Here is a 22,357-nt window from a genome sequence, read left to right as displayed (position 1 = left end):
ACTAAAATGACCACAATAATTAGTAACACTAAACAGAGAGTTACTGTGAAAAGGGGTCCTAATCTTCTATATTTATTGACAGTTACACTATGTCTTGTTGCTGGATATTGGCTGGGTAAACAATCTTCGGTAGTTAGATATTTACCAGAAACCACTACAACTCAGAATCAAGCTCCGAGCCAAAATCTGTTAGACGCTTCATGTGCAAGAATGTACATCAACGATATGGAAAGTAGTGGGGATACGCGGGTACAAATACGTGCTGTACAAGGGGCATGGTTTGAGCTTAATTCATCAATTTTCTGCCATGTTGTAAGTAACAACTTTACTGATCACAATGGGTATATCAGACAGGAAAATAATGTTCAGACCTATTTTTCTATTAGGAAGGAATATGTGTCTAAGAGATTATCTGAATCCGAGTTCAAAAAACTTACTGATATACAAAGCTAGAGGAACACAAAATGCAATTTAACTCCTTTGACTGGAGAACAAAGCTAGGTATTGTGCTCACACTGTTACTTCTGTTGGCAAGTATTGTAAGTTTCATTTTTGTATGGACAGCTCGAACACCTACAGACGTTTTTAGCGCAATCGATATTTACATAACATACCGTTGGTTTGCTTTTTTCACCATAAGTACTCTCTCTATTGGTGGAGCAACTATAAGGTATCACCGCAAGTACTTATACCGCCTGTATAACTAGTTACTTGGAATGATTTAACATATTGCTTTATCTGATATAAATCCCATCAACTCGCAAGCCTCGTAGGTGTAATTAATCTTCGAGACAACGCAGCCTAAAGCTCGATCTCATTCAGATTTTCTGAACATGTTGTTCAAAAAGCTAATACCTCCTTAAATCCAAATGAACATATAATTGTAATACTTTAGTTTTTGAGATCGCAGTAAATACGGCAAATTAAAATGTCACTCAGCAATTCATTTCCCCAAAACTACAACCTATTAGCAATCATAATGCACTGGGTTTCAGCAATAGCCGTCATAGGAATGTTTATGATCGGTATCTGGATGGTTGACCTTAGTTATTACAGTTCTTGGTATAAGACAGCTCCAGAAGGACATAAAGCTGTAGGCATTATACTGGCATTAATAACCGTTGGCCGATTTGCTTGGAAACTACTTTCAGCATCTCCAGAAGCCGAAGGAACAGCACTTGAAAAAATGGCCTCAAAAATAGCACATCTAACTATGTACATTTTATTGGCAGCGCTATTTGTTTCCGGTTATTTGATATCAACATCTGATGGCCGCGGTATAGAAGTGTTTGGGCTATTCACTGTTCCAGGGGCAGGAGAGTTATTCGAACACCAATCTGACTTAGCTGGCAACGTACATATGCTTGTTGCATGGACACTGATTGGAGTTGTAGCTATCCACGCGACAGCTGCAGTGAAGCACCACGTAATTAACAAAGATCAAACCCTCAAAAAGATGTTAGGAAAAAATAAAACATGAAAAAGTCTCTTATCGCCGCAGGTCTATTTGTATCAATGGCAGCACCACTAGCAGCAAACGCAGCTGACTACAAAATCGATACTTCGGGTGCTCACGCATCAGTTAACTTTGCGGTAAGCCATCTTGGTTACAGTGTCATTCAAGGTCGATTCAACAATTTCGAAGGAACGTTCAGTTTCGATGAAAACAACATAGAATCATCAAAAGTAAAAGTAGTGGTTGATACTACAAGCTTGGACAGCAACCACGCAGAACGCGACAAGCACATTCGTAGCGCAGATTTCATAGACGCTGGAAAGTTCTCTACAGCGACATTCATTTCTACTAAAGTTGTCGACAAGAAAGACGGCAACATGGACGTGATTGGTAACCTTACATTACATGGAATTACACACCCGATCACAATCAATGCATCCGTGATAGGCGGTGGCGCAGATCCGTGGGGTGGTGAACGTCTAGGCCTTAAAGGTACAACGCGTCTTGAGTTGAAAGACTTTGGTATCAAGGAAATGGGCGCTACAACATACGCTGATATGACTCTGTACGTTGAAGGTATCAAACAGTAGTAACTGGAATAATTAACAAATAAGCCAACCGAAAGGTTGGTTTTTTTTGGGTTTAACATGGGATTCCTAAAATTCCACTGGGATGATAAAAGAATTGCTGTCAATTTTAGTAGTCTAATAAAACAGACAGACTTATAAATTTTATGCAGTTTCATTGTCATAGCGTTGCAATCAGTACGAGACGTCATCACTACGAGTCTTGATTATGTTAACTAAGAACTTGCAAATGCAAAGAATTACATTCTATTTGTTTGCAATACAATTACATTTATTCTATCAGTAATGATAGTTAGAATATTTTTGGTTATTAGAAAACGATATAGAAAGTAGATATGACAAGAGTAGTAATGACGTTTAGTAGGCAATGTTTAAATTGAATTCATTATATTGGCAAACTGAACGTCAGGGCGAATTGTAGGAAATATTAAATAAAACCAAAAAATATCTGGAGCCGACAAGTAGGATTATCGGCTCCAAGGTAGGTATTAAAACACTGCCCCAGCTCCCGTCCTATATAGGCTCAAGAAACTTAAGCATTGACTAACACCGACAACCTTACATGTCGGGTAGCAATAATTCAATCAATATTATTCTCCACGATAACGCGCCATTAGTTGTTCTGCTTTTTCATCGTATCCATCCATTTTTAAACAGCTTGCAAAAAACAAATAACTCTTAGGCTTGTTGAATTTATAAGCTGGAATGAAACCTAACAAAACCCCTGCGGTCATTGCTATGAAAAACAATCTATTAACCTGAAAATTGTCAATATAACCACTCAGAATAAAGGCAAAAATAGCTAATGAAGTTACCCACAACACAAGTGCCATTTTCCGACTATGCATAAAGGCAGTTACTATTGGCAATCCGCATGCAATACCACCAGCTATAGTTTGCCAATGCATTACCGAATTATAAGTAATAAAATTAAAAACGGTTGTTGCCAGAATAAAGCTGTACCCAAAGGTCAGCGGTCTAAACTTAAAAATATTCACTTTCCTAATCGCCTTGCTCTCGCTGTCTTTCATCGAATACACCGCGCCAAAATGCTTCTAGTTGTTTTTCTAAAGCATCAATATCGACAGTTCCATGCCCTTTTACCATGCCTGTAATCAACCGATCTTGATGTTTATTTTTAATGTCCAGCAGAACCTCTTCTGATTCTTCCTTCAAAATGTCTCGCACATCAAACCCCAACAAGAAAGCTGTTACCAATTCAACGTTCCAATCGAAATCTTGTGGAACATAACTTTCCCAAAGGCGATCTTGATGAATTAGTTGATACTTGTTCATCAAAAGAAAAAAATCACTCGCGTCCTTTGAATTTTCATTTCCGCGCTCTCCCCAGGCTATGAGTTTCATCAACGCAATGCCCGGCAAAGACGCAACATTGAATGTCAAACCATCAATAACAACCTTTATAGAAGATTCAAACGCCTCTTTGAAGCCAATTACGGACATGGTTTCTTCGTGTTTAGGTGGCCACTGTATGCGTCGTTCATCGTCTTCTAAGTCACCGAATGGAAGAATATCTACTGGATACCCCGATTTAGGCTCTCGTAAACGATGAACCAAATCAGTTTCTATCAAACCAGAACTTATTAATGAAGTCTTAATGTCTTCGAACTGGACCCAAGTGTTAACAAAGATTGCTGTATCAATATCTGCTGTAGCTCTACCAGGTGCGTGTCCAAAAATTCCATGCATAACGATGTCTCTTGCGGTTGCACCTGCAATAAAGTACGGGATGTCTAATGCATTAGTAACTTTAACAACATACGATAAAGCTTCTATAAACTCTTGGTTAAGGGAGTGTTTTGAGGTGTAAGTACTTGTCATTAATAATCTCCGCAACTTCCCTATTCCGGCCGTCTTGAGTTGCAAGCAACTCAGCAATGGTAAGTAATGCTCTACCCTTATCAGTTATCGTCAATCCATTCCCCCAAAAAGGGCGACAAACCTGTAATCGAGGCGCATTTGAATCTGATTTATTGAACTCATAACCATAAACTTGACTATTCGAATATAGAAAAAGCGATTGTGGATGAAGATAGTCTGTGAGCTCTGCTGCTGCAGTCTCACCACCCCAAATAGCACCGTCAGGTAACTCAATTGATTTCCAATCTAAAGGAGGTGGACAAGGAATTGTTCTTTGCTTAGACCCAATATGTTTGTAATAGCTCAACAACCAGTCATACATAAGAGTGTTTTCATCGAAAAATCGACGTTTGACTTTATCCTTTGGTATGTAATTTTTTTCTATTAAGAACTTGATGGCTTTGTTTGCCATGCTGACTGAGATACCTGCTTTCTGAGCAATTGACTCATAGGTTTTGCTTAATAATAAAGGCTCACAAATCAATGCGAAGACACATTTTACGATACCTTCTGTCATTACTACCGGTTGCTTTGTTATCCCTGCACTTACATTTGGCTTAGAGATGAAGATATATAGGTCATCAGACACTATCCTCACATTTCCCGCTTCATCAATAAAATTAATCCCCATGTTCACACACTCTTCTTTTAAGAAATCTGTAAGGGCATTAGTGACTAAAACAAAGCGATCATCAATAAGGTTATTAGCTTTCACGCTACGTAATGTGTCTTTTCTATGGATTCGCTTGAAATCAACCTTAAAGCTGTATGTCCGATCGTTAAGCCAAATCCGCAAGGTGCCATCGTAGTTCTGTTTAGGGTCAAACTTAAACTCAGACTGCCAAGACTCAGGCAAGTTATCTGTGAAGTTTAAAAATTCAAAATCCATAGCCATATTTACACAAAATCAAAATTTACATGAATCATGTAGAAACTATAATCGTGAAAACAGAGCAAGTAAAGATAAAGGTTTTTGATTAACAAAGGTCAATTCAAGCAATCGTAGTTACGTTATATGCAATAAGTAGGGTTAAAAAGCTGTATAAAATAAGATCAATGAAATCAATTATCATTTACGATCTCATTCGCAATTGGTTCGGGCAATGAGGTTAATGATGGTTAGTGTGTGAGTAGAATAAAGTTTCATACAAGTAATAGAGATTCATACTAAGTATTAAACTGTCATATTATAAGGCGGCGTTCTCCAATCGGTACGCTGCCTTTTTTGATTACGGATGTTATGGCTCTAAGAAAGTTCTGCCCCATTATTAGTTTCACCAAAGCCCTACCAGTGAAGTAGTAAGTTTCCCTATTTTGCATAAATACTTATTTGTCGAAATCTGATACAACACTACAGTTTTGCTACGATATTTGATATTGTGGCAAAAACGATTATTGAGTGAGTCAGAATGATTTCAGGGTTAAATGGTGGAAACTGCATTCTTAGCTCTATGGCGAAAGAAAGAGTTAAGAGTGGCATTCTAGATCAGGCGCATGTTGTGGGCTGCAAAGGTGAATACACGGTCGTACTTAACGGTATGGATTGGAATGGTGAGCCGCTTGTATTGAGTAGTTCAAGGAAGCCTTATGAGGCTCGTATCTTCAAGAGCTTAGACGGTGCTATCGCTGAGTTGTTGCGTATTGGGCTTACAGAAGCATCTATTAAAATTACAGCTAAATCAGACAACGATTAATCACAAATCATTGAATTTGGAACAAAGATGAACATTAAAGAAGAGACAGTATATTCAAACGTTGAGACAGCCAATAGCAAGCAGCTTGCGATTCTCAAGAAACACTTCCCAAATTGCTTTGATCGTGATGGTAATTTCATTCAAGAGCGAATGCTTGAAGTGGTCAATGACAGTGAAGTTGAACTCTCAAAAGAAAGCTATTCGTTGAACTGGTTAGGTAAATCATACTCTCGTTTGTTGGCGAATTTACCACCTAAAACTTTGATTCACGCAGATGTAGAGCACAACGCTCAAGAGCAACATAAAGACAGTAAAAACTTGCTTATCAAAGGTGACAATCTCGAAGTGTTGAAGCATTTGGTTAATGCCTACAGCGAAAAGGTCAAGATGATCTACATTGACCCACCATACAACACTGGATTAGATGGTTTCGTCTATAATGATGACCGTAAATTTACCAAAGAACAGCTTGCAGAGTTGGCAGGGCTTGATATAGATGAAGCCGAACGTATTTTGAGTTTTGCAGATCAAGGGTCTAGTAGCCATAGTGCTTGGTTAACTTTTATGTACCCAAGACTATATGTCGCTAAAGAGTTTCTGCAAGAGGATGGAGTGATTTTTATCTCTATAGATGACAATGAGGTTAATCAATTGAGACTCATTTGTGATGAAGTGTTTGGAGAGTCGAATTTCTTAGGGACTATCATCTGGAAGAAAAAAACTAATGGAAATAATGTGGGGTACATTCCTCCTGTTCATGATTACATCTTAGCTTATGGTCGTGCAAATTTAGAAGCAGCAATAGCAGGTGTGCCATTTACACAAGAGTATATAGATAAGACATACTCCAATCCAGATAATGATCCCCGTGGACCTTGGACTACGAGTGATTTATCTGCCAATCACGAAGGTCCACATTTCCCAATTATTAATGAAAAAACAGGTAAAACATATTTGCCACCATCTGGTCGTTATTGGGTGTTCAATGAAGAGGAGGTTAAGCGCAGAATTACTGATGGTAGAATTATTTTTGGTAAAACTGGTAACGCAGCTCCTATACAAAAAAAATATCTATCAGAAAGGGTTAGCCAACGAACTAAAGCTGGTTCGTGGTGGGATTCTAATGGCTTGAACTCTGATGGGACAAAAGAGATCGCATCCTTGCTAGGACCTAAAATATTTGAACACTCTAAGCCAACTCAGTTGATCAAAGATTTGATTCGAATGAGTACTGATAGTGGCGATGTGGTTTTAGATTTCTTTGCTGGTTCAGGTACAACTGCACATTCAGTGTACTTGTCGAATATCGAGGATAAGAAAGATAGGCGTGTAATATCTGTTCAATTAGAGGAACCTACCGATCCCAAAAAGGGAGCATATAAAGCTGGGTTTAGGACGATTTTCGAGATAACGAAACAACGGATTAGTGAAGCCGCCAAGAAGTTAGGGGAGCAGAACACTGACTATAAAGGAGACTTGGGTTTTAAGCTCTTTGAAATTGTTAATGATTTCCGTATTGAAGAAGATGACAAGGAACTAACCTTGTCCAATCTTACTATGTTCAATGATGTTCTTTTGACTGATGAGCAGTATCAAACGTTACTCACGACTTGGGCTTTGTATGATGGCAGTGAGTTAACGGCTCCTATTTACGATATTGACCTCGATGGATACACGGCACACCTGTGTGATAGACGCTTGTATATGATTGCTCCAGACTTTAGCAGCAATGCGCTCAAAGCTTTACTTCACAAACTTGATGATACGGATGACAAAGATTTTGACCCAAACAAGATTGTTTATTACGCCAACAACTTTGACAGCGTTAAGCAGTTGGAGTTGAACGAAGCACTGAAGAGCTATGCAAATAAGAAATCTATCGAGATTGATGTGGTGGTACGTAACTAATGAGCAAAGGATTCACTTTTGAAAAGAATCTGCCACACCAAAAAGCTGGTGTTGATGCAGTTCTCAATATGTTTATCGGTGCAGAGCCACAATTCGATGACGATCAAAGTGTTAGGCTTTTAGCGAATCCAGAACTCGTTATCACCAAGCCACAACAACGCTCAAACATAAAGGCTATCCACGAGTTTAATGCTATCGAGCACAGCAAAGAGCATTACAACGAAAATAGCAATGTGATTGATGTCTCGATGGAAACTGGTACAGGTAAGACTTACACCTATACCAAAACGATGTTCGAGTTGAACAAAGCTTTTGGTATCAACAAATTTATCATCATTGTACCAACGCTTTCGATCAAAGCTGGTACGGTGAACTTTCTTAAAAGTGATGCGCTCAAAGAACACTTTAGAGAGACAGAGCGTGAACTTAAAACGTATGTTGTTGAAAGTAAAAAATCATCTAAGAAAAACACCAAATCGTTTATGCCTCAAGCGATTCACGATTTTGTAGAAGCAAATAACTACAACAAAAAATACATTCACGTAATGGTGATTAACTCAGGAATGGTTAACTCCCCATCTTTGACGGAAGTATATGACCGTGGCTTATTGGATAACAGGTATAACACACCGATTGAAGCAATTGGTGCTGTAAAGCCGTTCGTTATCATTGATGAGCCGCATAAGTTTCCTAAAGCAAAGACAACGTGGAATAACATTGAAAAGTTTAATGCTCAAAGCATCATCCGCTATGGCGCAACGTTTAATGAGGATTACGAAAATCTTGTCTATCGTTTAACGGCTGTTGATGCATTTAATGATGATCTCGTTAAAGGCATTAATACCTTTATTGAGGAGATGGTTGGTGATGATGTTGCTAGTTTGACGCTCAAAAAATCGACCACAAAAGAGGCAAGCTTTGAGTTAAATGAAAACGGTTCAAAGAGCACCATCAAAGTTGGTAAAGGTGAATCATTAGCCAAGGCTCACACTGAAATTCACGACCTATACATTGAGTCGATGAACACAAAAATGATCGTTCTGAGTAATGGTGTTGAGCTAAAAGTTAATGAATCTATTAACCCATACTCATACTCAGATACGCTCGAAGATAATATGATGCGTAGGGCGATTAAAGAGCATTTCAAAGTTGAGAGAGAAATGCTCACACAGCGCCCACGAATCAAACCTCTGACTCTGTTTTTCATAGATGACATCGAGGGTTATCGTGACGGAAATAACATCTCTGGAAGCTTGAAAACCAAGTTTGAAGAGTGGACTTTGGCTGAAGCTAAGGCACTACTAAAAACCGAAAAAGATGAGTTCTACAAGCGGTATTTGGAAAGAACTATTGCTGATATAAGTAGTGTTCACGGTGGTTATTTCTCGAAGGATAACAGTGATAAAGACGAAAAAATCGAGCAAGAGATTAATGAAATTTTGCACGATAAAGAACTGCTTTTGTCTTTAGATAACCCTAGACGATTCATTTTTTCGAAGTGGACGCTTAGAGAGGGTTGGGACAACCCAAATATCTTCACCCTTTGTAAGTTACGTTCAAGTGGCAGTACAACATCAAAGCTTCAAGAAGTGGGTCGAGGCTTACGTTTGCCAGTGAATGAATATATGGCTCGTGTGAATGGTGAGTTTAGGCTGAACTACTTCGTAGATTTTACTGAGAAAGATTTTGTTGCCTCTCTAGTTCAAGAAGTGAATGAAACATCATTCAAAGAGACTGTCCCATCTAAGTTAACTCAAGAGCTTGAGGATAAAATCTTATCTAAATACTCTGATCTTGAGGCTTTGGATTTGATGATGGACTTACTTGGAAAAGGGATCATCGACAAAAGTAAAAACTTACTCGGCGCAACGGCTTATACGCAGTTAAAAGAGGCGTATCCTAACGCTTTCCCTAGAGGTGTTAAGAGCGGAAAAATCAAAGTTGCCACAGAGGGGAAAACTCGTTCCAAAATGCGAGTTGGTAAGTTTGATGAGCTAAAGCAACTGTGGGAAATGATCAATCAAAAGGCAGTATTAGAGTATAAAATCGCTAGCGAGAATGATTTCCTAAAACTCTTCACTACCTATTTGCTTGAAGAGTCTGAGAAGTTCAAAAAGACTGGCGTTCAAACACGTATTGAAAAAGTGTATGTGAGCAATGATACGGCAATGTCAAAAACAGTATTTGGTGATGATGATGACTTCACCAAGTTCTGTACTATGACCTACAAAGAGTTTGTTAATCGCCTATCGCAAACGGCATTTATCAAACCATCAACGCTGCATAAAGCATTTGTAGCCGTGCAAGGCACGATTAATATTACTGATTATTTGAACATTCAAACCATCAGAAAGATAAAATCAGGCTTTAGTAAATTCTTGTTGCATAACTCATTTAACAAGTTTGGGCTAGGATATAACATAATTTCCAACAGCCTACATCCAACTAAATTTACAGATGAAGCAGGTCAAGCTCTGAAGGATGTTACAGCAAGTGATCTCGGTTTACATTCGGATCATTCTTTACCACCACTGGACAGCTACCTCTTTGAAGATGTGTTTTATGATTCTGAACTGGAAAAGCTCAATATTACCGATGGTGAAATTGAATCTGTATCGGTCTTTACTAAGATCCCTAAAAACTCAATAAAAATCCCTGTAGCAGGTGGTTATACCTACTCTCCTGACTTTGCTTATGTAGTTAAGACCAGTGAAGGGGATTACCTGAACTTCATCATTGAAACTAAAAATGTTGAAGGAAAAGATACACTTAGAAAAGAGGAAAAGCGTAAAATCAAGCACGCTAAAGAACTGTTCAACCAGATCAGTAAAGAAGTGAAGGTTGAGTTTAAAACTCAGTTTGCTGACGATGTAATTTATGATCTAATCAAGCAATCTGTTAGTGCTTAGAGTTTGCTGTTTAAAGGGGAGGTGAAGCCTCCCTATTCATAATGGTTAAATTTATATTCAAATTTATCACTCACCCTCTTCAATATTAGAGTGATTGTTCTAAATTGTTTTGTCCAGAAACGTGTTTGAATGGGACCGATCAATCTGTGGATGCCCAAGACAACCAGTATGAAACTTTATTCCTCTCCTACAGTTAGTAGGTCCAAAAGCGTTTTTATTCTGTGTTATTCACTGTTCACCGTGCAATCTAGCTTTGCTGCTAATCAAGGTTCTACCACATTACCTTCTGATACCTATCTACAGAACTCGAAAGGTATGTCTATTGGTTATTTTAGGTCCGAAGTTCTACGTACTGATCAGAATAACGTTGCTACTGGCGAACATGATTACGAAATTCGACTACCTGCTAATGCCCTTTTTGCCATTAAAGTGGATGGTCAAGAAGTCAAACCAGGAGAAACTTTTAATTCATCGAAAACCCTAAATAATGGAATTTTGTCTCTTGATATAGCTCCACTAAGGAAAAAGGACATTGGAAAGGTTGAGTATGAGGTTTATATCCCTAGTCTATATTCGATCGATGACCGCTTTTGGGAGGTGTTTGATCCGACTTACACAAAGTGGCTCGACTCTGGCCAGAATGTTGAGCATGAAAGTTGGCTTCCTCCCCTAGCCCAGCAGATGACAGACTTTACTCAAACTCGTAAATACAAAGATGTTTATACGAGAGAAAGACAAGACCGCGACAAAGACACAAACGTCGGGGAGATCCGCAATCATGGTGACCCGGTTACTGAATACGATTACCGCCCAAATACCGAATCAAGAGATGTAAAAGCATCGGTGGACGCATATGTAAATACTGGTGAACTGCATGACTGTGGCGATTGGGTACCACCAGCCTCTGAAACTTATGAGGGATTGAGTGTCGACCAGACATTTACCTGCCAGCAAGATCAAACACGTACTTGGACTTATAAGGTAGGTAGCTATGTGATTGGCACTCACCCTCAACTACAAAGTATCGATGACATCAAATACCGGACTGTGCCAGGCACTAAAAACCCTTGGTTAAGTACTGCATCCGCGTTCGGTGAATGGTCAAATACTGGAGAACCATACCAAATATCTTCTTGGGAACCTCCTATCGTCGCTCAGACGGCCAATTTTACGCAGTCACGCAGTTACAAACAGAATCAGACCCGGACGGAACAAAAGCAGCAGAAAAATGCAGTTACTGGAGAAATCAGAAGCGTTGGTGAACTCAAATATCCAATTAAAGCGGTTACGGTCAACCAACAACGGACAATTGCTGTCTCAGTTAGCGGATGGAGTAACTCAGGAAGCGCCTACAACTGTGGTGCTTGGACACCTGCAGCAAACACTGTAAGCAGTGGTACTCGTTTTACACAAACTCAAGGCTGTACACAAATGCAAGTGAGAACATGGTCATATAAAGATGGTTCTACAGTCATTACTACACGACCAGAAAACAGAACAGTTAGCCTATCACCTAACCGTTCTGCAGTTGGTACAAAATCAACACTAAGACTCGTGAAGACAGGTAGCTATCACACTTATAGAGGTGAATTGAGTTATGAATTATCGTTTGCCAGAGAAGACGGCGATACCATCGTAAACTCTAGTGCTTACGACTCTCAAGCTGGCAAAGCATGCTCACCAGAAGGACATGGTTACACCTACTACACGATAAAAGACCCTAATGCATATTTTGCACTGTATAAGTGCCAACGATAATTATACAAACAATCGATAAAATGGGGCTTCGGCCCTATTTTTTTGTAACGTTCAGCTTAACTCTTCACGAATAGAGTTTATTTCCCCAACGCTATGTCAGTTTTTCAGAGAAGAACACCCCCGCAAAAGATGTTGTGTGCGTGGTTTGGAGGTGGATGTAAGATTTTGAAAGCAGTATGCGAATAGCATACATCAGAGTACTTTAATTGGAAAGTGGCGCTAAATATTGCGCCACTTCTTTATTTGGTTGATTTACAACGACTCTTATACAGGTTGCTTCTTAGGCTTGAACTTAAGGTATAAGAATAGTCCGATGGCAGCTACCACCAGCAAAGCAAACAGGTATTGTGTCAGCTTGTATCCTACATAGAGCGTGATTATCGCCACCGCGACGTAAAACAATTGCTTAAGCTTTCGCACTAGATTCATCCCAATTTTGTTGTGTTGAAGTCTCGAACAAATAATTTCTCAATTCATCCGGTTGGTAAGCATATTGTGCGCGACATCTGTAAAGCGGCAACCCCGCACTTTTACAAGCAAGTTCAACAAATTCATCCCTATCCTTTCGTGACTTCTTCTGGTGTGAACTGTCATCAAGCTCGATTGCAGCTACATAAGACAAGTCAGTACGTAAGCACAGAACAAAATCGAAATGCTTACTGGAAATTTTGGCAAATAGACGGGCAGAATCTTTACGATCGAGCCCTTTTGTAGCGTAAAGCACATCTGCAATTCGAACTTTGCTCATTACTACCAGTTCGTCAGGTACCACAGTTTGCAGTACACCATAAAAGCTTCTTTCAGCTTTCGTAAGCAATCCGCTTTTCAATGAGTAATCAACAAGGTTCCCATCAGCATCTTTAAGTCTGTCATCGCGTGATACCGAAAGTTTCAGCAATTTTTTTATTTGCTCCCAGGCAAACATAACAGCCATGCCTATCAGGGCCAGTATTAGACATAGGATAGGATTCATGAACATTAATCCCATCGTTGCGAGGGCAATGATCCCAAGCCCCACTTGTAAATTCGATATATTCAATATTTTCTCCATAAAAATACCGCCCTCATGAGGACGGTACTTGTTATTTTTTACGGAAGCCAGTGCATCCATTCTTCAAATGGTTAGGACATCCCCAAAATGGTTTGCCTTCGTGTTTCCCCTTCGAAGCAATACGGGTGACCATAGTCAATCCACATTTTGGACATTTGGGAGCTTTCGACTTTAACCTTGCCTTATTGAAAACCAAGAGTAGGAAGGCGATCCCAAGGCCAGCTATAACAATTAATGACTGTCCCGCCAAAAAACCAACTACATCAAATTCCATATTAAGACGACGCGCTGATCGCTTTACCTGATTTCAGCAACTGCACTTTATGCTGCGTGATAGTTTCAAGATCCTTAAGTGGCGTGAAACCTTGCTCTTTAAATGCATTCTGTGCCGATTGATATGTAGCACCGATAATGTCTAGTGGAACAATACGAGGTAAGTTGTCTGTTTTGCTAATACGCTCAGAAAGGTAGCCTTCAAAGTATTCGCGGCAAGCATTTTCGTCTACGGTATTAGCAATCAAGCTGCCAGAGCAACGGACATAACTAGCAACACCTTTCGTATCCATTTCTAGGATTGGACCCGGTTGCTGCATCGATAACCCGAATGCTGAAACGGCAACAAGAGTACCAAGTAGGAATACCCCTTTGCGCTTACTAAATGAATACCACTTTTTGTCGTTGTCCTCTTGTGACATTGCGAGTGAATTTTCTTGAACGTTTTCCAAGGTAGAGCCCTCTTTTCATACGTGTATAGACAAAATTGTCTAGTTAGATAAAACCTATATGCAATTCATAACGCTAAAGTTTCATCACGGAGTTTTTACAGATATAGAAGTCTGATTAAATTTACCTCATTCTATAACGCTGAACATTGAAATTGTAGTAATATCTAGCAGCACTTAATTTTGAAAAGGTACGATTGTGAAAAAATCCACTACTATCCTACTTGTAGGAACAGGTACTGCCTTGGCCATTCTTGGCGCCGGCACATATGGTTACATGGCTATAAACAGTAGTTACGAATCTACAATAGCGAAGTTGGAATCTATCGATGGTATTTCAGTAGAAAGCCACCAGCTCTCTATTGGTTTAACTGACAGTAGTGCAAAAACCGTCATAAAGATTTTGCCAAATGCGTCAGGTGTTTTAGGAGAGCAATTAACATCTGGTGAGCCTATTGTTCTGGAAGCAATACATAAACTTGGATATTTTTCATACCCTTTCGAAATTAAGCATGATCTACAGTTCGATGAACATACTTCTCAGCTGGTAGCCGACAATTTGAACCTAGAAATCCCTAAAGGGGAGCACATGCCAATTCCGGGGCAAATTATGACAAGGCATAGCTTTAATGGTGACTTTGATGTCATAGCGATGACTGATCACATCAATTACGGTGAACTACTGACGATCAGCCCTACCCGCGTCTATTTCACATCTACTAGCGATGGTAGCGACGCTATCCTAAAGACCAGTACTGACACAATTAAAATGACTAGCAGTGGCAATACTGGCAATAAGATGGAATTAGAGGGCATCAACTATCAATGGCGTGGTTCACTTACCGATTGCAAGACTATCTGTGAAGGTAGCCAAGAGATTAGTTTGGCGAGCTTTAAGCAACTTGATTACAACGATGCTATTAATTTGTTGGCAACTAACCTTGGTTTTTCATCAAGTACCTACATACAAGATGAAAAGTACCATTTCTCATTCAATGCCATTGCAAAAGAGCTGGAGAACAGCGTGATCCAGTGGAAGGATGTTGGACTTACTACAAGCGTGAATGATGTTAAAACAAGTGCAGTAGAAGAGTTTAGCGACGAATTGAAGGTTGTCATGCAAGCGGACACACCAAACTTCCTCGCTTCAAGTAAAATGGAAAAGATGTATGCACGACTGCTTGAAACAGGTCTGAAATTCAACATTGATAAAATGGTCGCATATACTGACAACGGCAACATTGCGACTCAACTGCATGTTGAATTGCCAGAGGGAAAAATGCCTAACCTAATGCTGAACCCACTAGGGCTAATCACAGTGATTAAAGGTGACTTAGACGTTCAGATACCTGCAGCCGAAATTGACAAGGTGTTTGGTATAGGTGCGGCTCAGTCTGCAAGCCGAACTGGGTTTGCTTTGTTAGGGAACGATGGAGTCTTCAAAACTAATATCCAGGTTTCTGACGGCGAAGCTACTGTTAATGGACGTTCAATTCCACTTTAGAAGCTTGTAAATTGATAACATATTTATGGCACGTTAATCGTGCCTTTTTTGTGTATAGAAAGTATCGAGCGTTAAATAACCCCCTATAAATCGTGGCACTTATACGATATAGCATTCATACAAATTAGATATATTTGATGGACGGTTTTCAACTGGCCACAATTATGAACGCTTCTCTAAACAACTTATCAATATTACTTCAACTCACCCTAGCTTCATTGCCTCTTGTATCCAACGCGGCAAGTCACGGCACGATTACTTTGCCATCTGATAGGATGCTAAAAGACAGTAAGGGTGGCCCTGTTGGTTACTTCAAATCCGACGTATTACGCACCGCGCAAGAAAATATCGCAACCGGTGTTCATGATTTCGAGATCAGATTACCTGACGATGCCGCATTTTCTATTCGGGCAGATAACAAGGTGATTAAACCAGGTGGCACCTTACCAATGTCAAAAGAACTCAATATGGGTGTACTCCAATTTGAAGTGGCGCCATTGAGAAAACAAGACATCGGCAAGGTAGAATACGAAGTCTACATCCCTAGCCTCTATTCAATCGATGATCGCTTTTGGGAAGTCTTTGACCCGACTTACACTCCGTGGGTCGACTCTGGCCAGAATGTGGATTATGAGAACTGGCTTCCTCCCCTAGCTCAGCAGATGACCGACTTTACGCAAACTCGTAAATACAAAGACGTGTATACGAGAGTACGACAAGACCGTGACAAAGACACAAACGTCGGGGAGATCCGCAATCACGGTGACCCTGTTACTGAATACGATTACCGCGCTGCTTCTGTATCAAGGGATGTGAAAGCATCGGTGGACGCGTATGTGAACACTGGCGAACTGCATGACTGTGGCGAATGGGTACCACCAGCCTCTGAAACTTATGAGGGATTGACTGTCGACCAGACATTTACCTGCCAGCAAGACCAAACTCGAACATGGACTTACAAGGTAGGAAGCGAAGTGATTGGCTCGCACCCTCAACTAAAAAGTATCGATGACATTAAATACCGCACAGTACCTGGTACTAAAAATCCGTGGCTAAGTACTGCTTCTGCATTTGGTGCATGGACAAATGTCGACTCACCCCACACCTATACGTCTTGGGATCCTGCGATTGTAAACCAAACGTCCAACTTCACTCAGTCACGCAGCTACAAGCAGAACCAAACTCGAACTGAGCAGAAGCAGCAGAAAAATGCGGTTACTGGCGAAATTAGAAGCGTAGGTGCTCTCCAGAACAACTCTCGGGTTGTAACTGTTGATGAACAAAGAACGATAGCTGTATCAGTATCAGGTTGGACTAACTCTGGCGATGTTTACAGCTGTTCGGCTTGGTCACCATCTACTGGCACGGTGGCCAGTGGCACAAGATTTACACAAACACGTAATTGCTCTCAAATGAAGGTTCGAACATGGACGTATAAAGATGGCAGTACGGTTGTTACGACCAGAAATGAAAATCTTGTATCAAATGCTAGCCCGACTAGAACTGCTACGGGTACAAAGGTTGTTGCTAAATGGGTATCTGAAATTTTTGAACTACCAAATCATTGTGGCCAAATTAGGAACAATAGACCAGTTCCATCATCTGTTAAAGCTGGGGCGTCATGTACAAAAATTGGGGATTACTATATGAGACCAATTGGTGGCGGTCTTGGTAGGTGTATAGCTGAATATTTAACTTGCAAGAAATAATTGCTTGGCACCCTCGGGTGCCTTTTTTCTCCTATTATAAATTCGACAATAACTACGTCAAAATAGCACTACTTATAAGCCACACCTTTTATATTAATCCCATACAGTAAATAGTCTTTTTATAAAAGGATTTTTACTGTATGAAAACTTTCACCGCCAGCTTACTAGGGATGGTCCTTGTCAGCTCGGCAACATCACTAGTTTTTGCTGCCGGGAATGGCAAAGTTACATTACCTGCTGCAAGCTACTTAAAAGATGCCAAAGGTAACGCTGTCGGTTATTTCAAGTCTGACGTTTTACGCACCGCGCAAGAAAATATCGCAACCGGTGTTCATGATTTCGAGATTAGACTTCCAGACGATGCTGCCTTTTCAATTCGGGCAGATAACAAGGTGATTAAGCCTGGTGGCACCTTACCAATGTCAAAAGGTCTAAATAATGGTGTGCTCCAATTTGAAGTAGCCCCATTGAGAAAACAGGATATTGGTAAGGTCGAATACGAGGTCTACATTCCTAGTCTGTATTCGATCGATGATCGCTTTTGGGAGGTGTTTGACCCAACTTACACGCCGTGGCTCGACTCTGGCCAGAATGTGGATTATGAGAACTGGCTTCCTCCCCTTGCCCAGCAGATGACTGATTTTACGCAAACACGTAAATACAAAGACGTGTATACGCGAGTACGACAAGACCGTGACAAAGACACAAATGTCGGTGAAATCCGCAATCACGGCGCCCCTGTAACCGAATACGATTATCGCGCAGCCACAGAATCGAGAGATGTGAATGCATCGGTGGACGCATATGTAAATACTGGTGAACTGCATGACTGTGGCGATTGGGTACCACCAGCCTCTGAAACTTATGAAGGTTTAACCGTTGACCAAACATTTACCTGCCAGCAAGATCAAACACGTACTTGGACTTATAAGGTCGGTAGTGAGGTTATTGGAACTCACCCTCAACTACAAAGTATCGATGACATTAAATACCGGACGGTTCCAGGCACTAAAAACCCTTGGTTAAGCACTGCTTCTGCATTTGGTACGTGGACAAATGTTGATGCTGCCCATTCCTATACGTCATGGGATCCAGCAATTGTTAACCAAACGTCCAATTTCACCCAGTCACGCAGCTACAAGCAGAATCAAACACGAACTGAGCAGAAGCAGCAGAAGAATGCTGTAACTGGAGAAATCCGTAGCGTTGGTGCTCTGCAGAACAACACCAAAATACTGACAATAAACGAAACTCGGACTATCACAGTTTCTGTATCTGGATATTCAAACTCAGCCGGCGTTTACAGCTGTAGCGGCTGGTCACCGGGCACCGGTTCAGTTAACAGTGGTTCTCGCTTCACACAAACTAGAAGCTGTAGACAAACTCAAGTGAGAACGTGGTCATACAAAGCAGGCTCAACCCTGATCACAACTAGACCTGAAAATCGCGTCATTAATACAACTCAGAGTAGAGGGGCTACAGGGACAAAAGTAGTAACCAAATGGGTTAAAGAGCGCCAACAAGTACCTCAAAGTTGTGATTACATGAGAAACTGGGCAGCTGCACGTGGAACTATCGTGAACAGCTTCCCTGTAGCAGAAGGTGCTGCATGTAACCAACCGGGCAAGGTTTACATAACAATGGACCAAACAATGCAAGGACAGTTCTGCGGGATAACATTTTTAGGATGTAAGTAACTAATTTAACAACTTACGAAAAAGGCACCTTTCGGTGCCTTTTTTATTCTTCGTTCAGCTTTGCTCTTCTTTTTGACGGTCTAAGAAAAAGCTTTCCATGCTCGCTTTCGTGTTCTTAATCCATTCAGCATTATCACAGCTAAACGATTTTTCGGCAGTAGTGAATAACGCATCTAAGTCTTTATCTGGAACAACGTGAGTTAAAGCAAGGAAGAAACCAAAGTAAGCGTTGGTTTGACCAATATTCATGATTTCTGATTCTGTGAATGCAACACCACATTCATTTTCACGTTTAAGACCAACCATTCTGATAGTTCGGGAAATCGTTGGGCTAATCTTAGCGACTTCTTCAAGCTTAGCCTCTACCGCAGGCGAAACCGTTGCTGCTGGCTTTTCCTCTGCAGTGCTATCTACTTTGCTTGAGCAACCCAAAATTGTACTGGTGGCAAGTAAGGCGACGAATAATGACTTAAATTTCATGTTTAATCCTTAGAGGTAAGCTTATCGACTTGAACTCGGTAAATAAGCGCGTCAGTAAATTGTTGCGCTAAGTCTTTTAACTGAGCACGTGATTTCAGTGGGCCAAAAGAATATTCAGCCATAACGGGTTGAGATTGAGATTCAAAGTTGCCAAGAGGGTTTCGAAAATTTACCCCGAACCATTCATGGCCAAGAATCGTAATGTCACCTTTCTGGAGCTGTACGAATCGCTCTGATTCAAACGTGTGGCAGTTATCAATGGCAATTTCATCATCTAACGGTTGCTCTACTACCGCGAGATTGAACATGAATGTTGTTCCACAACTTGGGCATTCCATTACTGAATATGACCAACCTATCCCCTTTTCAGGTTTACCGACATCGAGGTTAAGCCAATCGCCATCCACACCCTGAACATGTCCACCACACTCTCGACATGGTAGAGATACTTCACTCGTAGGTATTACCGTCACACTGTCAAATGTATCCTGCATTATTCAGCCTTAGTATTTTCGTATAGGTAGTAACTTGCCGGGGCAAGCATTTGGTTCTTTTCGGGAGGGAAAGCGAGTAGTTGATAATTTTCAAGCAAACGTGATTGCTGGCCGCTACATGCAAGCACCGTCAGGTAGTTTCCATCGGAGATACCGCCATCAGCTCCATCTAGCATGCCCTCGATAATCAATGGACAATCACTGAATCGAAGCTCGTTTGGTTCAACAATGAATTCAGATTTGAACCGCACCGCGTCATTCTTATAAAGCGTGATGGAATCAAACTTTAGAGGGATCAACTTGCTTTGGTCATAGTCTGCAATGTCACCGGAATAACCGATGAAAGTGGACCTAAATACGCCTATCGGGTTTTCAGACAGCAACTGCCCAGTCGCCATTGCTTCCTGAGCCTGTAACTTTATCCATTTCCAAACGTCTTTTACTGAGGACGTATTCAAAGCAACACCGGCAGTGATGATCAATGCAGCACTAAGAGCGACCTTGTGCTCCTTTAAAAACTGTATTGCTTGCTCACGCTTAGTTTCAGATACTGCACTTTCAATTTGCCTTAGTAAGTGGTCAGTTTCCTCAACGCTTTTAGTCTGATTTTGCAAGCGCTCACCTGCATTTAATTCAGAAGCCATCTTATACGCTCCAACTGCTGTTTATTTGTGTAGATACTAAGTTGTTGGTAAACTTCTTGCAACTTCAAAGCGCAGCGTATTAATAAAATGACAGATTTAAATGACGAAGAAATCAGAAACCTAAAAATTAAACGCGACCGACTAGCTACTGGATCAGTTATCGGTTTGTATTGTCTATGTATTTTTTCACAGTCGATATACGGCTTGCTGTTCTCAAGCCTTTTCCTGTTCCACTTCGCGGCTCTCTACATGATGATGGACCGAAAAAAGTTATTCGGCATAGACATCATGTACCTACTACTTCCTCAATTAGCTAGTGGATTTGTAGCGTTCTTCCTATTGAACTCCAACGTAACAGGTAACGCCTTTGAATTGATGAAGGAAATTGATTTGACAATTTGGTTTGCGTGCGGCCTCGGCCCTGCATTCATACACCGTGGCTTTAACCATTACTTAGGATTAACCAAGAATGGTCATTGATATATCCCTCGATGACGTTGCACGCGGTACTCCGGTTGCACCAATGGTTATTGAGCAGTGTGTAGAGAAAGCAGCTGATAAACTCGATTTCGACTCTACATTGATGATGGCCATTCTTGATGTCGAACGGGGAAAGAAAGGAACAGTTTCTTATAACGAGTCCAATGGTTCGTTTGATCTCGGTCCCGGGCAGGTGAACACAATTCAGTTTGAAGAGTATTGGTTCAAACATGAGTATCCTGCCGTAACTTGGCAGAAGCTCAAAGATGATGTTTGCCTCAACCTTGAGGTTGCTGGCCGCGTTCTAAAGCAAAGGTTGAATGAGCTGAAAGACGGTCAAAGTGTTTGGAATGCTGTTGGCCATTACCATTCAAAGACTAAGAAATACAAACTAATTTACCTGCAGAAAGTCATGAAAGCGTACCGCATCCGTGCCGAGAAGGAAGGTACTGGTTTTAATATTGTACGACAATGAGAGGTCACTATGCTCAACCCTTGGTTAGATTCAACTCTGCTAGGCTCTCCGCTATACCAATGGATTGTTCCAGTTGGTGCTTTAGCTATCGTGTTTCTTATCGCTATTTCTGCGTATAAAAATAAAAATGACTAATTGCATTTGTGGTTCAACAGCTAAGTACGAAAATGATTCATGCGGTCGTGAACGGCTTATCTGCAATGGGTGTGGGATAACCTACGAAACCGATGGAACTGAGGATATTCTTGGTGAATGGGATCAGATAATGTCCCAGTCCATTCAACGAGCGAATATGACGAATGAAAATATACAAGGTACTTTTCAACTTGGTAGAAAGCATATGTTTACTCAACCACCAGCATTGCTGGTTAAATGTTCTCTAGGAGAAAACCATTGATATTTAAAAGAACTCTTGATGAATACATTGCCTCTCCTATTACCCAATTAGAGGTGTCTCAATTCAGGTATGAATACGATACCATGCACAAAAGAATGTCAAAAATTTGGAAGGTATGGGGAATTATCAGTACGATTATTGGTATAGCTGCGTATTTGTGGGTTATATACCTCAGTCCAACTGTAATAATTGGAAAATTCATTCTTGGTGTAATTTTCGCATTTTTTGTTTTTTTGTCAGGGATTATGGTAATCGATAAGTTTGCTGAACGTCGCTACCCCCTAACCTTTAAAGTACACAACACAATATTGACTGATGTGAAAGAGTCACTTAAAGAAGTCACTCTTGACTCTGATAAATTAAAAGGATCTGAAAGGGCCATCAAGCTTTACGAGGCAATAGCCAGAACTGGAAGATCACCCTATAGCTTTGAGGTAGATATAATGAGAGAGCTTTGTCGGTTTTAAATATAAAAAAGGGTGGCCTGAGCCTGTCTCTTATACACAAATCC

The 22,357-nt window shown here is 40.6% G+C and carries 20 protein-coding genes; 12 read left to right on the top strand and 8 right to left on the bottom strand.

The features are described 5' to 3' along the window. The first annotated feature begins 928 nt into the window (after window positions 1-928). A complete protein-coding gene (locus AKJ31_RS20450; RefSeq protein ID WP_053410884.1) occupies window positions 929-1,480 on the top strand; it encodes a cytochrome b in 552 nt (183 codons plus the stop codon). Then, window positions 1,477-2,046 carry a YceI family protein gene (locus tag AKJ31_RS20445; protein ID WP_053410883.1) on the top strand — a complete coding sequence of 190 codons (570 nt, stop codon included), beginning with the start codon at window positions 1,477-1,479 and terminating at the stop codon, window positions 2,044-2,046. The genes AKJ31_RS20450 and AKJ31_RS20445 overlap by 4 nt, the downstream gene beginning before the upstream one ends. A 587-nt stretch (window positions 2,047-2,633) precedes the next feature. Here AKJ31_RS20445 and AKJ31_RS20440 read toward each other — a convergent pair. The 3 genes from AKJ31_RS20440 to AKJ31_RS20430 are packed head-to-tail and all read right to left on the bottom strand — an operon-like array spanning window position 2,634 to window position 4,813. Beyond that, window positions 2,634-3,074 carry a hypothetical protein gene (locus AKJ31_RS20440; RefSeq protein WP_053410882.1) on the bottom strand — a complete coding sequence of 147 codons (441 nt, stop codon included), beginning with the start codon at window positions 3,072-3,074 and terminating at the stop codon, window positions 2,634-2,636. After that, complete coding sequence (locus AKJ31_RS20435) at window positions 3,046-3,885, bottom strand: nucleotidyl transferase AbiEii/AbiGii toxin family protein (RefSeq protein ID WP_053410881.1); 840 nt, start codon at window positions 3,883-3,885, stop codon at window positions 3,046-3,048. The genes AKJ31_RS20440 and AKJ31_RS20435 overlap by 29 nt, the downstream gene beginning before the upstream one ends. Then, on the bottom strand, window positions 3,851-4,813 hold the full coding sequence (locus AKJ31_RS20430) for a type IV toxin-antitoxin system AbiEi family antitoxin (protein WP_053410895.1): 963 nt from the start codon (window positions 4,811-4,813) through the stop codon (window positions 3,851-3,853). The genes AKJ31_RS20435 and AKJ31_RS20430 overlap by 35 nt, the downstream gene beginning before the upstream one ends. A gap of 520 nt (window positions 4,814-5,333) precedes the next feature. Here AKJ31_RS20430 and AKJ31_RS20425 point away from each other — a divergent pair. The 4 genes from AKJ31_RS20425 to AKJ31_RS20410 all read left to right on the top strand — a co-directional run bounded on the left by AKJ31_RS20425 (window position 5,334) and on the right by AKJ31_RS20410 (window position 12,193). Beyond that, window positions 5,334-5,618, top strand: a complete 285-nt coding sequence (locus AKJ31_RS20425) for a hypothetical protein (RefSeq protein ID WP_245639084.1) — start codon at window positions 5,334-5,336, stop codon at window positions 5,616-5,618. A gap of 27 nt (window positions 5,619-5,645) precedes the next feature. Next, window positions 5,646-7,526 carry a site-specific DNA-methyltransferase gene (locus AKJ31_RS20420; protein ID WP_072161413.1) on the top strand — a complete coding sequence of 627 codons (1,881 nt, stop codon included), beginning with the start codon at window positions 5,646-5,648 and terminating at the stop codon, window positions 7,524-7,526. Beyond that, the gene (locus AKJ31_RS20415; protein WP_053410879.1) at window positions 7,526-10,435 is read left to right on the top strand and encodes a type III restriction-modification system endonuclease; all 2,910 of its coding nucleotides are present in this window, start codon (window positions 7,526-7,528) and stop codon (window positions 10,433-10,435) included. The genes AKJ31_RS20420 and AKJ31_RS20415 overlap by 1 nt, the downstream gene beginning before the upstream one ends. Window positions 10,436-10,930: 495 nt before the next feature. Continuing rightward, window positions 10,931-12,193, top strand: coding sequence for a hypothetical protein (locus tag AKJ31_RS20410; RefSeq protein ID WP_245639083.1), 1,263 nt, complete (start codon window positions 10,931-10,933; stop codon window positions 12,191-12,193). Window positions 12,194-12,599: 406 nt separating this feature from the next. Here the strand turns inward: AKJ31_RS20410 and AKJ31_RS20405 are convergent, their stop codons facing one another. Beyond that, entirely contained in the window at window positions 12,600-13,304 is a 705-nt protein-coding gene (locus AKJ31_RS20405) for a DUF2726 domain-containing protein (protein WP_053410877.1), read from the bottom strand. Window positions 13,305-13,519: 215 nt separating this feature from the next. Next, window positions 13,520-13,969, bottom strand: coding sequence for a hypothetical protein (locus tag AKJ31_RS20395; protein ID WP_053410875.1), 450 nt, complete (start codon window positions 13,967-13,969; stop codon window positions 13,520-13,522). Window positions 13,970-14,165: 196 nt separating this feature from the next. Here AKJ31_RS20395 and AKJ31_RS20390 point away from each other — a divergent pair, with 196 nt between their 5' ends. The 3 genes from AKJ31_RS20390 (at window position 14,166) to AKJ31_RS20380 (ending at window position 18,876) form a co-directional block, all read left to right on the top strand. Beyond that, window positions 14,166-15,470, top strand: a complete 1,305-nt coding sequence (locus AKJ31_RS20390) for a DUF945 family protein (RefSeq protein WP_053410874.1) — start codon at window positions 14,166-14,168, stop codon at window positions 15,468-15,470. 164 nt (window positions 15,471-15,634) lie between these two features. Further along, window positions 15,635-17,179, top strand: coding sequence for a hypothetical protein (locus AKJ31_RS20385; RefSeq protein WP_245639082.1), 1,545 nt, complete (start codon window positions 15,635-15,637; stop codon window positions 17,177-17,179). Between the two features lie 140 nt (window positions 17,180-17,319). Beyond that, window positions 17,320-18,876 (top strand): hypothetical protein, encoded by a 1,557-nt coding sequence (locus tag AKJ31_RS20380; RefSeq protein ID WP_053410872.1) that lies wholly within the window; start codon window positions 17,320-17,322, stop codon window positions 18,874-18,876. A gap of 54 nt (window positions 18,877-18,930) precedes the next feature. Here the strand turns inward: AKJ31_RS20380 and AKJ31_RS20375 are convergent, their stop codons facing one another. From AKJ31_RS20375 to AKJ31_RS20365, 3 genes are read right to left on the bottom strand one after another with little or no spacing between them, the layout of a single operon-like run. Beyond that, entirely contained in the window at window positions 18,931-19,356 is a 426-nt protein-coding gene (locus tag AKJ31_RS20375) for a hypothetical protein (protein ID WP_053410871.1), read from the bottom strand. 2 nt (window positions 19,357-19,358) lie between these two features. Further along, window positions 19,359-19,850: a hypothetical protein gene (locus tag AKJ31_RS23100; protein ID WP_157052410.1), complete on the bottom strand. Its 492-nt coding sequence runs from the start codon at window positions 19,848-19,850 to the stop codon at window positions 19,359-19,361. Next, window positions 19,850-20,494 (bottom strand): hypothetical protein, encoded by a 645-nt coding sequence (locus AKJ31_RS20365; RefSeq protein WP_053410869.1) that lies wholly within the window; start codon window positions 20,492-20,494, stop codon window positions 19,850-19,852. Before AKJ31_RS20365 ends, AKJ31_RS23100 begins: the two co-directional genes overlap by 1 nt. 87 nt (window positions 20,495-20,581) lie before the next feature. Here AKJ31_RS20365 and AKJ31_RS20360 point away from each other — a divergent pair, with 87 nt between their 5' ends. From AKJ31_RS20360 to AKJ31_RS20350, 3 genes are all read left to right on the top strand, one after another. Then, the gene (locus tag AKJ31_RS20360; RefSeq protein WP_053410868.1) at window positions 20,582-20,974 is read left to right on the top strand and encodes a hypothetical protein; all 393 of its coding nucleotides are present in this window, start codon (window positions 20,582-20,584) and stop codon (window positions 20,972-20,974) included. Then, entirely contained in the window at window positions 20,964-21,449 is a 486-nt protein-coding gene (locus AKJ31_RS20355; protein WP_053410867.1) for a lytic transglycosylase domain-containing protein, read from the top strand. Before AKJ31_RS20360 ends, AKJ31_RS20355 begins: the two co-directional genes overlap by 11 nt. A gap of 393 nt (window positions 21,450-21,842) precedes the next feature. Then, window positions 21,843-22,313: a DUF1420 family protein gene (locus tag AKJ31_RS20350; protein ID WP_053410866.1), complete on the top strand. Its 471-nt coding sequence runs from the start codon at window positions 21,843-21,845 to the stop codon at window positions 22,311-22,313. Window positions 22,314-22,357: the final 44 nt, after the last annotated feature.

Origin of the sequence: Vibrio hepatarius (assembly GCF_001274785.1) — a bacterium.
In the GTDB taxonomy this organism is placed as follows: Bacteria; Pseudomonadota; Gammaproteobacteria; order Enterobacterales; family Vibrionaceae; genus Vibrio; species Vibrio hepatarius.
This window is presented reverse-complemented; position numbering and strand designations above follow the sequence as displayed.

Bases quoted from the DNA above. Each gene is read 5' to 3' on its own strand.
- AKJ31_RS20445 (WP_053410883.1), top strand. From the start codon at position 1,477: ATGAAAAAGTCTCTTATCGCCGCAGGTCTATTTGTATCAATGGCAGCA.
- AKJ31_RS20405 (WP_053410877.1), bottom strand. From the start codon at position 13,304: ATGGATGCACTGGCTTCCGTAAAAAATAACAAGTACCGTCCTCATGAG.
- AKJ31_RS20420 (WP_072161413.1), top strand. From the start codon at position 5,646: ATGAACATTAAAGAAGAGACAGTATATTCAAACGTTGAGACAGCCAAT.
- AKJ31_RS20375 (WP_053410871.1), bottom strand. From the start codon at position 19,356: ATGAAATTTAAGTCATTATTCGTCGCCTTACTTGCCACCAGTACAATT.
- AKJ31_RS20385 (WP_245639082.1), top strand. From the start codon at position 15,635: ATGAACGCTTCTCTAAACAACTTATCAATATTACTTCAACTCACCCTA.
- AKJ31_RS20430 (WP_053410895.1), bottom strand. From the start codon at position 4,813: ATGGATTTTGAATTTTTAAACTTCACAGATAACTTGCCTGAGTCTTGG.
- AKJ31_RS20435 (WP_053410881.1), bottom strand. From the start codon at position 3,885: ATGACAAGTACTTACACCTCAAAACACTCCCTTAACCAAGAGTTTATA.
- AKJ31_RS20425 (WP_245639084.1), top strand. From the start codon at position 5,334: ATGATTTCAGGGTTAAATGGTGGAAACTGCATTCTTAGCTCTATGGCG.
- AKJ31_RS20355 (WP_053410867.1), top strand. From the start codon at position 20,964: ATGGTCATTGATATATCCCTCGATGACGTTGCACGCGGTACTCCGGTT.
- AKJ31_RS20365 (WP_053410869.1), bottom strand. From the start codon at position 20,494: ATGGCTTCTGAATTAAATGCAGGTGAGCGCTTGCAAAATCAGACTAAA.
- AKJ31_RS20450 (WP_053410884.1), top strand. From the start codon at position 929: ATGTCACTCAGCAATTCATTTCCCCAAAACTACAACCTATTAGCAATC.
- AKJ31_RS20440 (WP_053410882.1), bottom strand. From the start codon at position 3,074: ATGAAAGACAGCGAGAGCAAGGCGATTAGGAAAGTGAATATTTTTAAG.
- AKJ31_RS20360 (WP_053410868.1), top strand. From the start codon at position 20,582: ATGACAGATTTAAATGACGAAGAAATCAGAAACCTAAAAATTAAACGC.
- AKJ31_RS23100 (WP_157052410.1), bottom strand. From the start codon at position 19,850: ATGCAGGATACATTTGACAGTGTGACGGTAATACCTACGAGTGAAGTA.
- AKJ31_RS20415 (WP_053410879.1), top strand. From the start codon at position 7,526: ATGAGCAAAGGATTCACTTTTGAAAAGAATCTGCCACACCAAAAAGCT.
- AKJ31_RS20380 (WP_053410872.1), top strand. From the start codon at position 17,320: ATGAAAACTTTCACCGCCAGCTTACTAGGGATGGTCCTTGTCAGCTCG.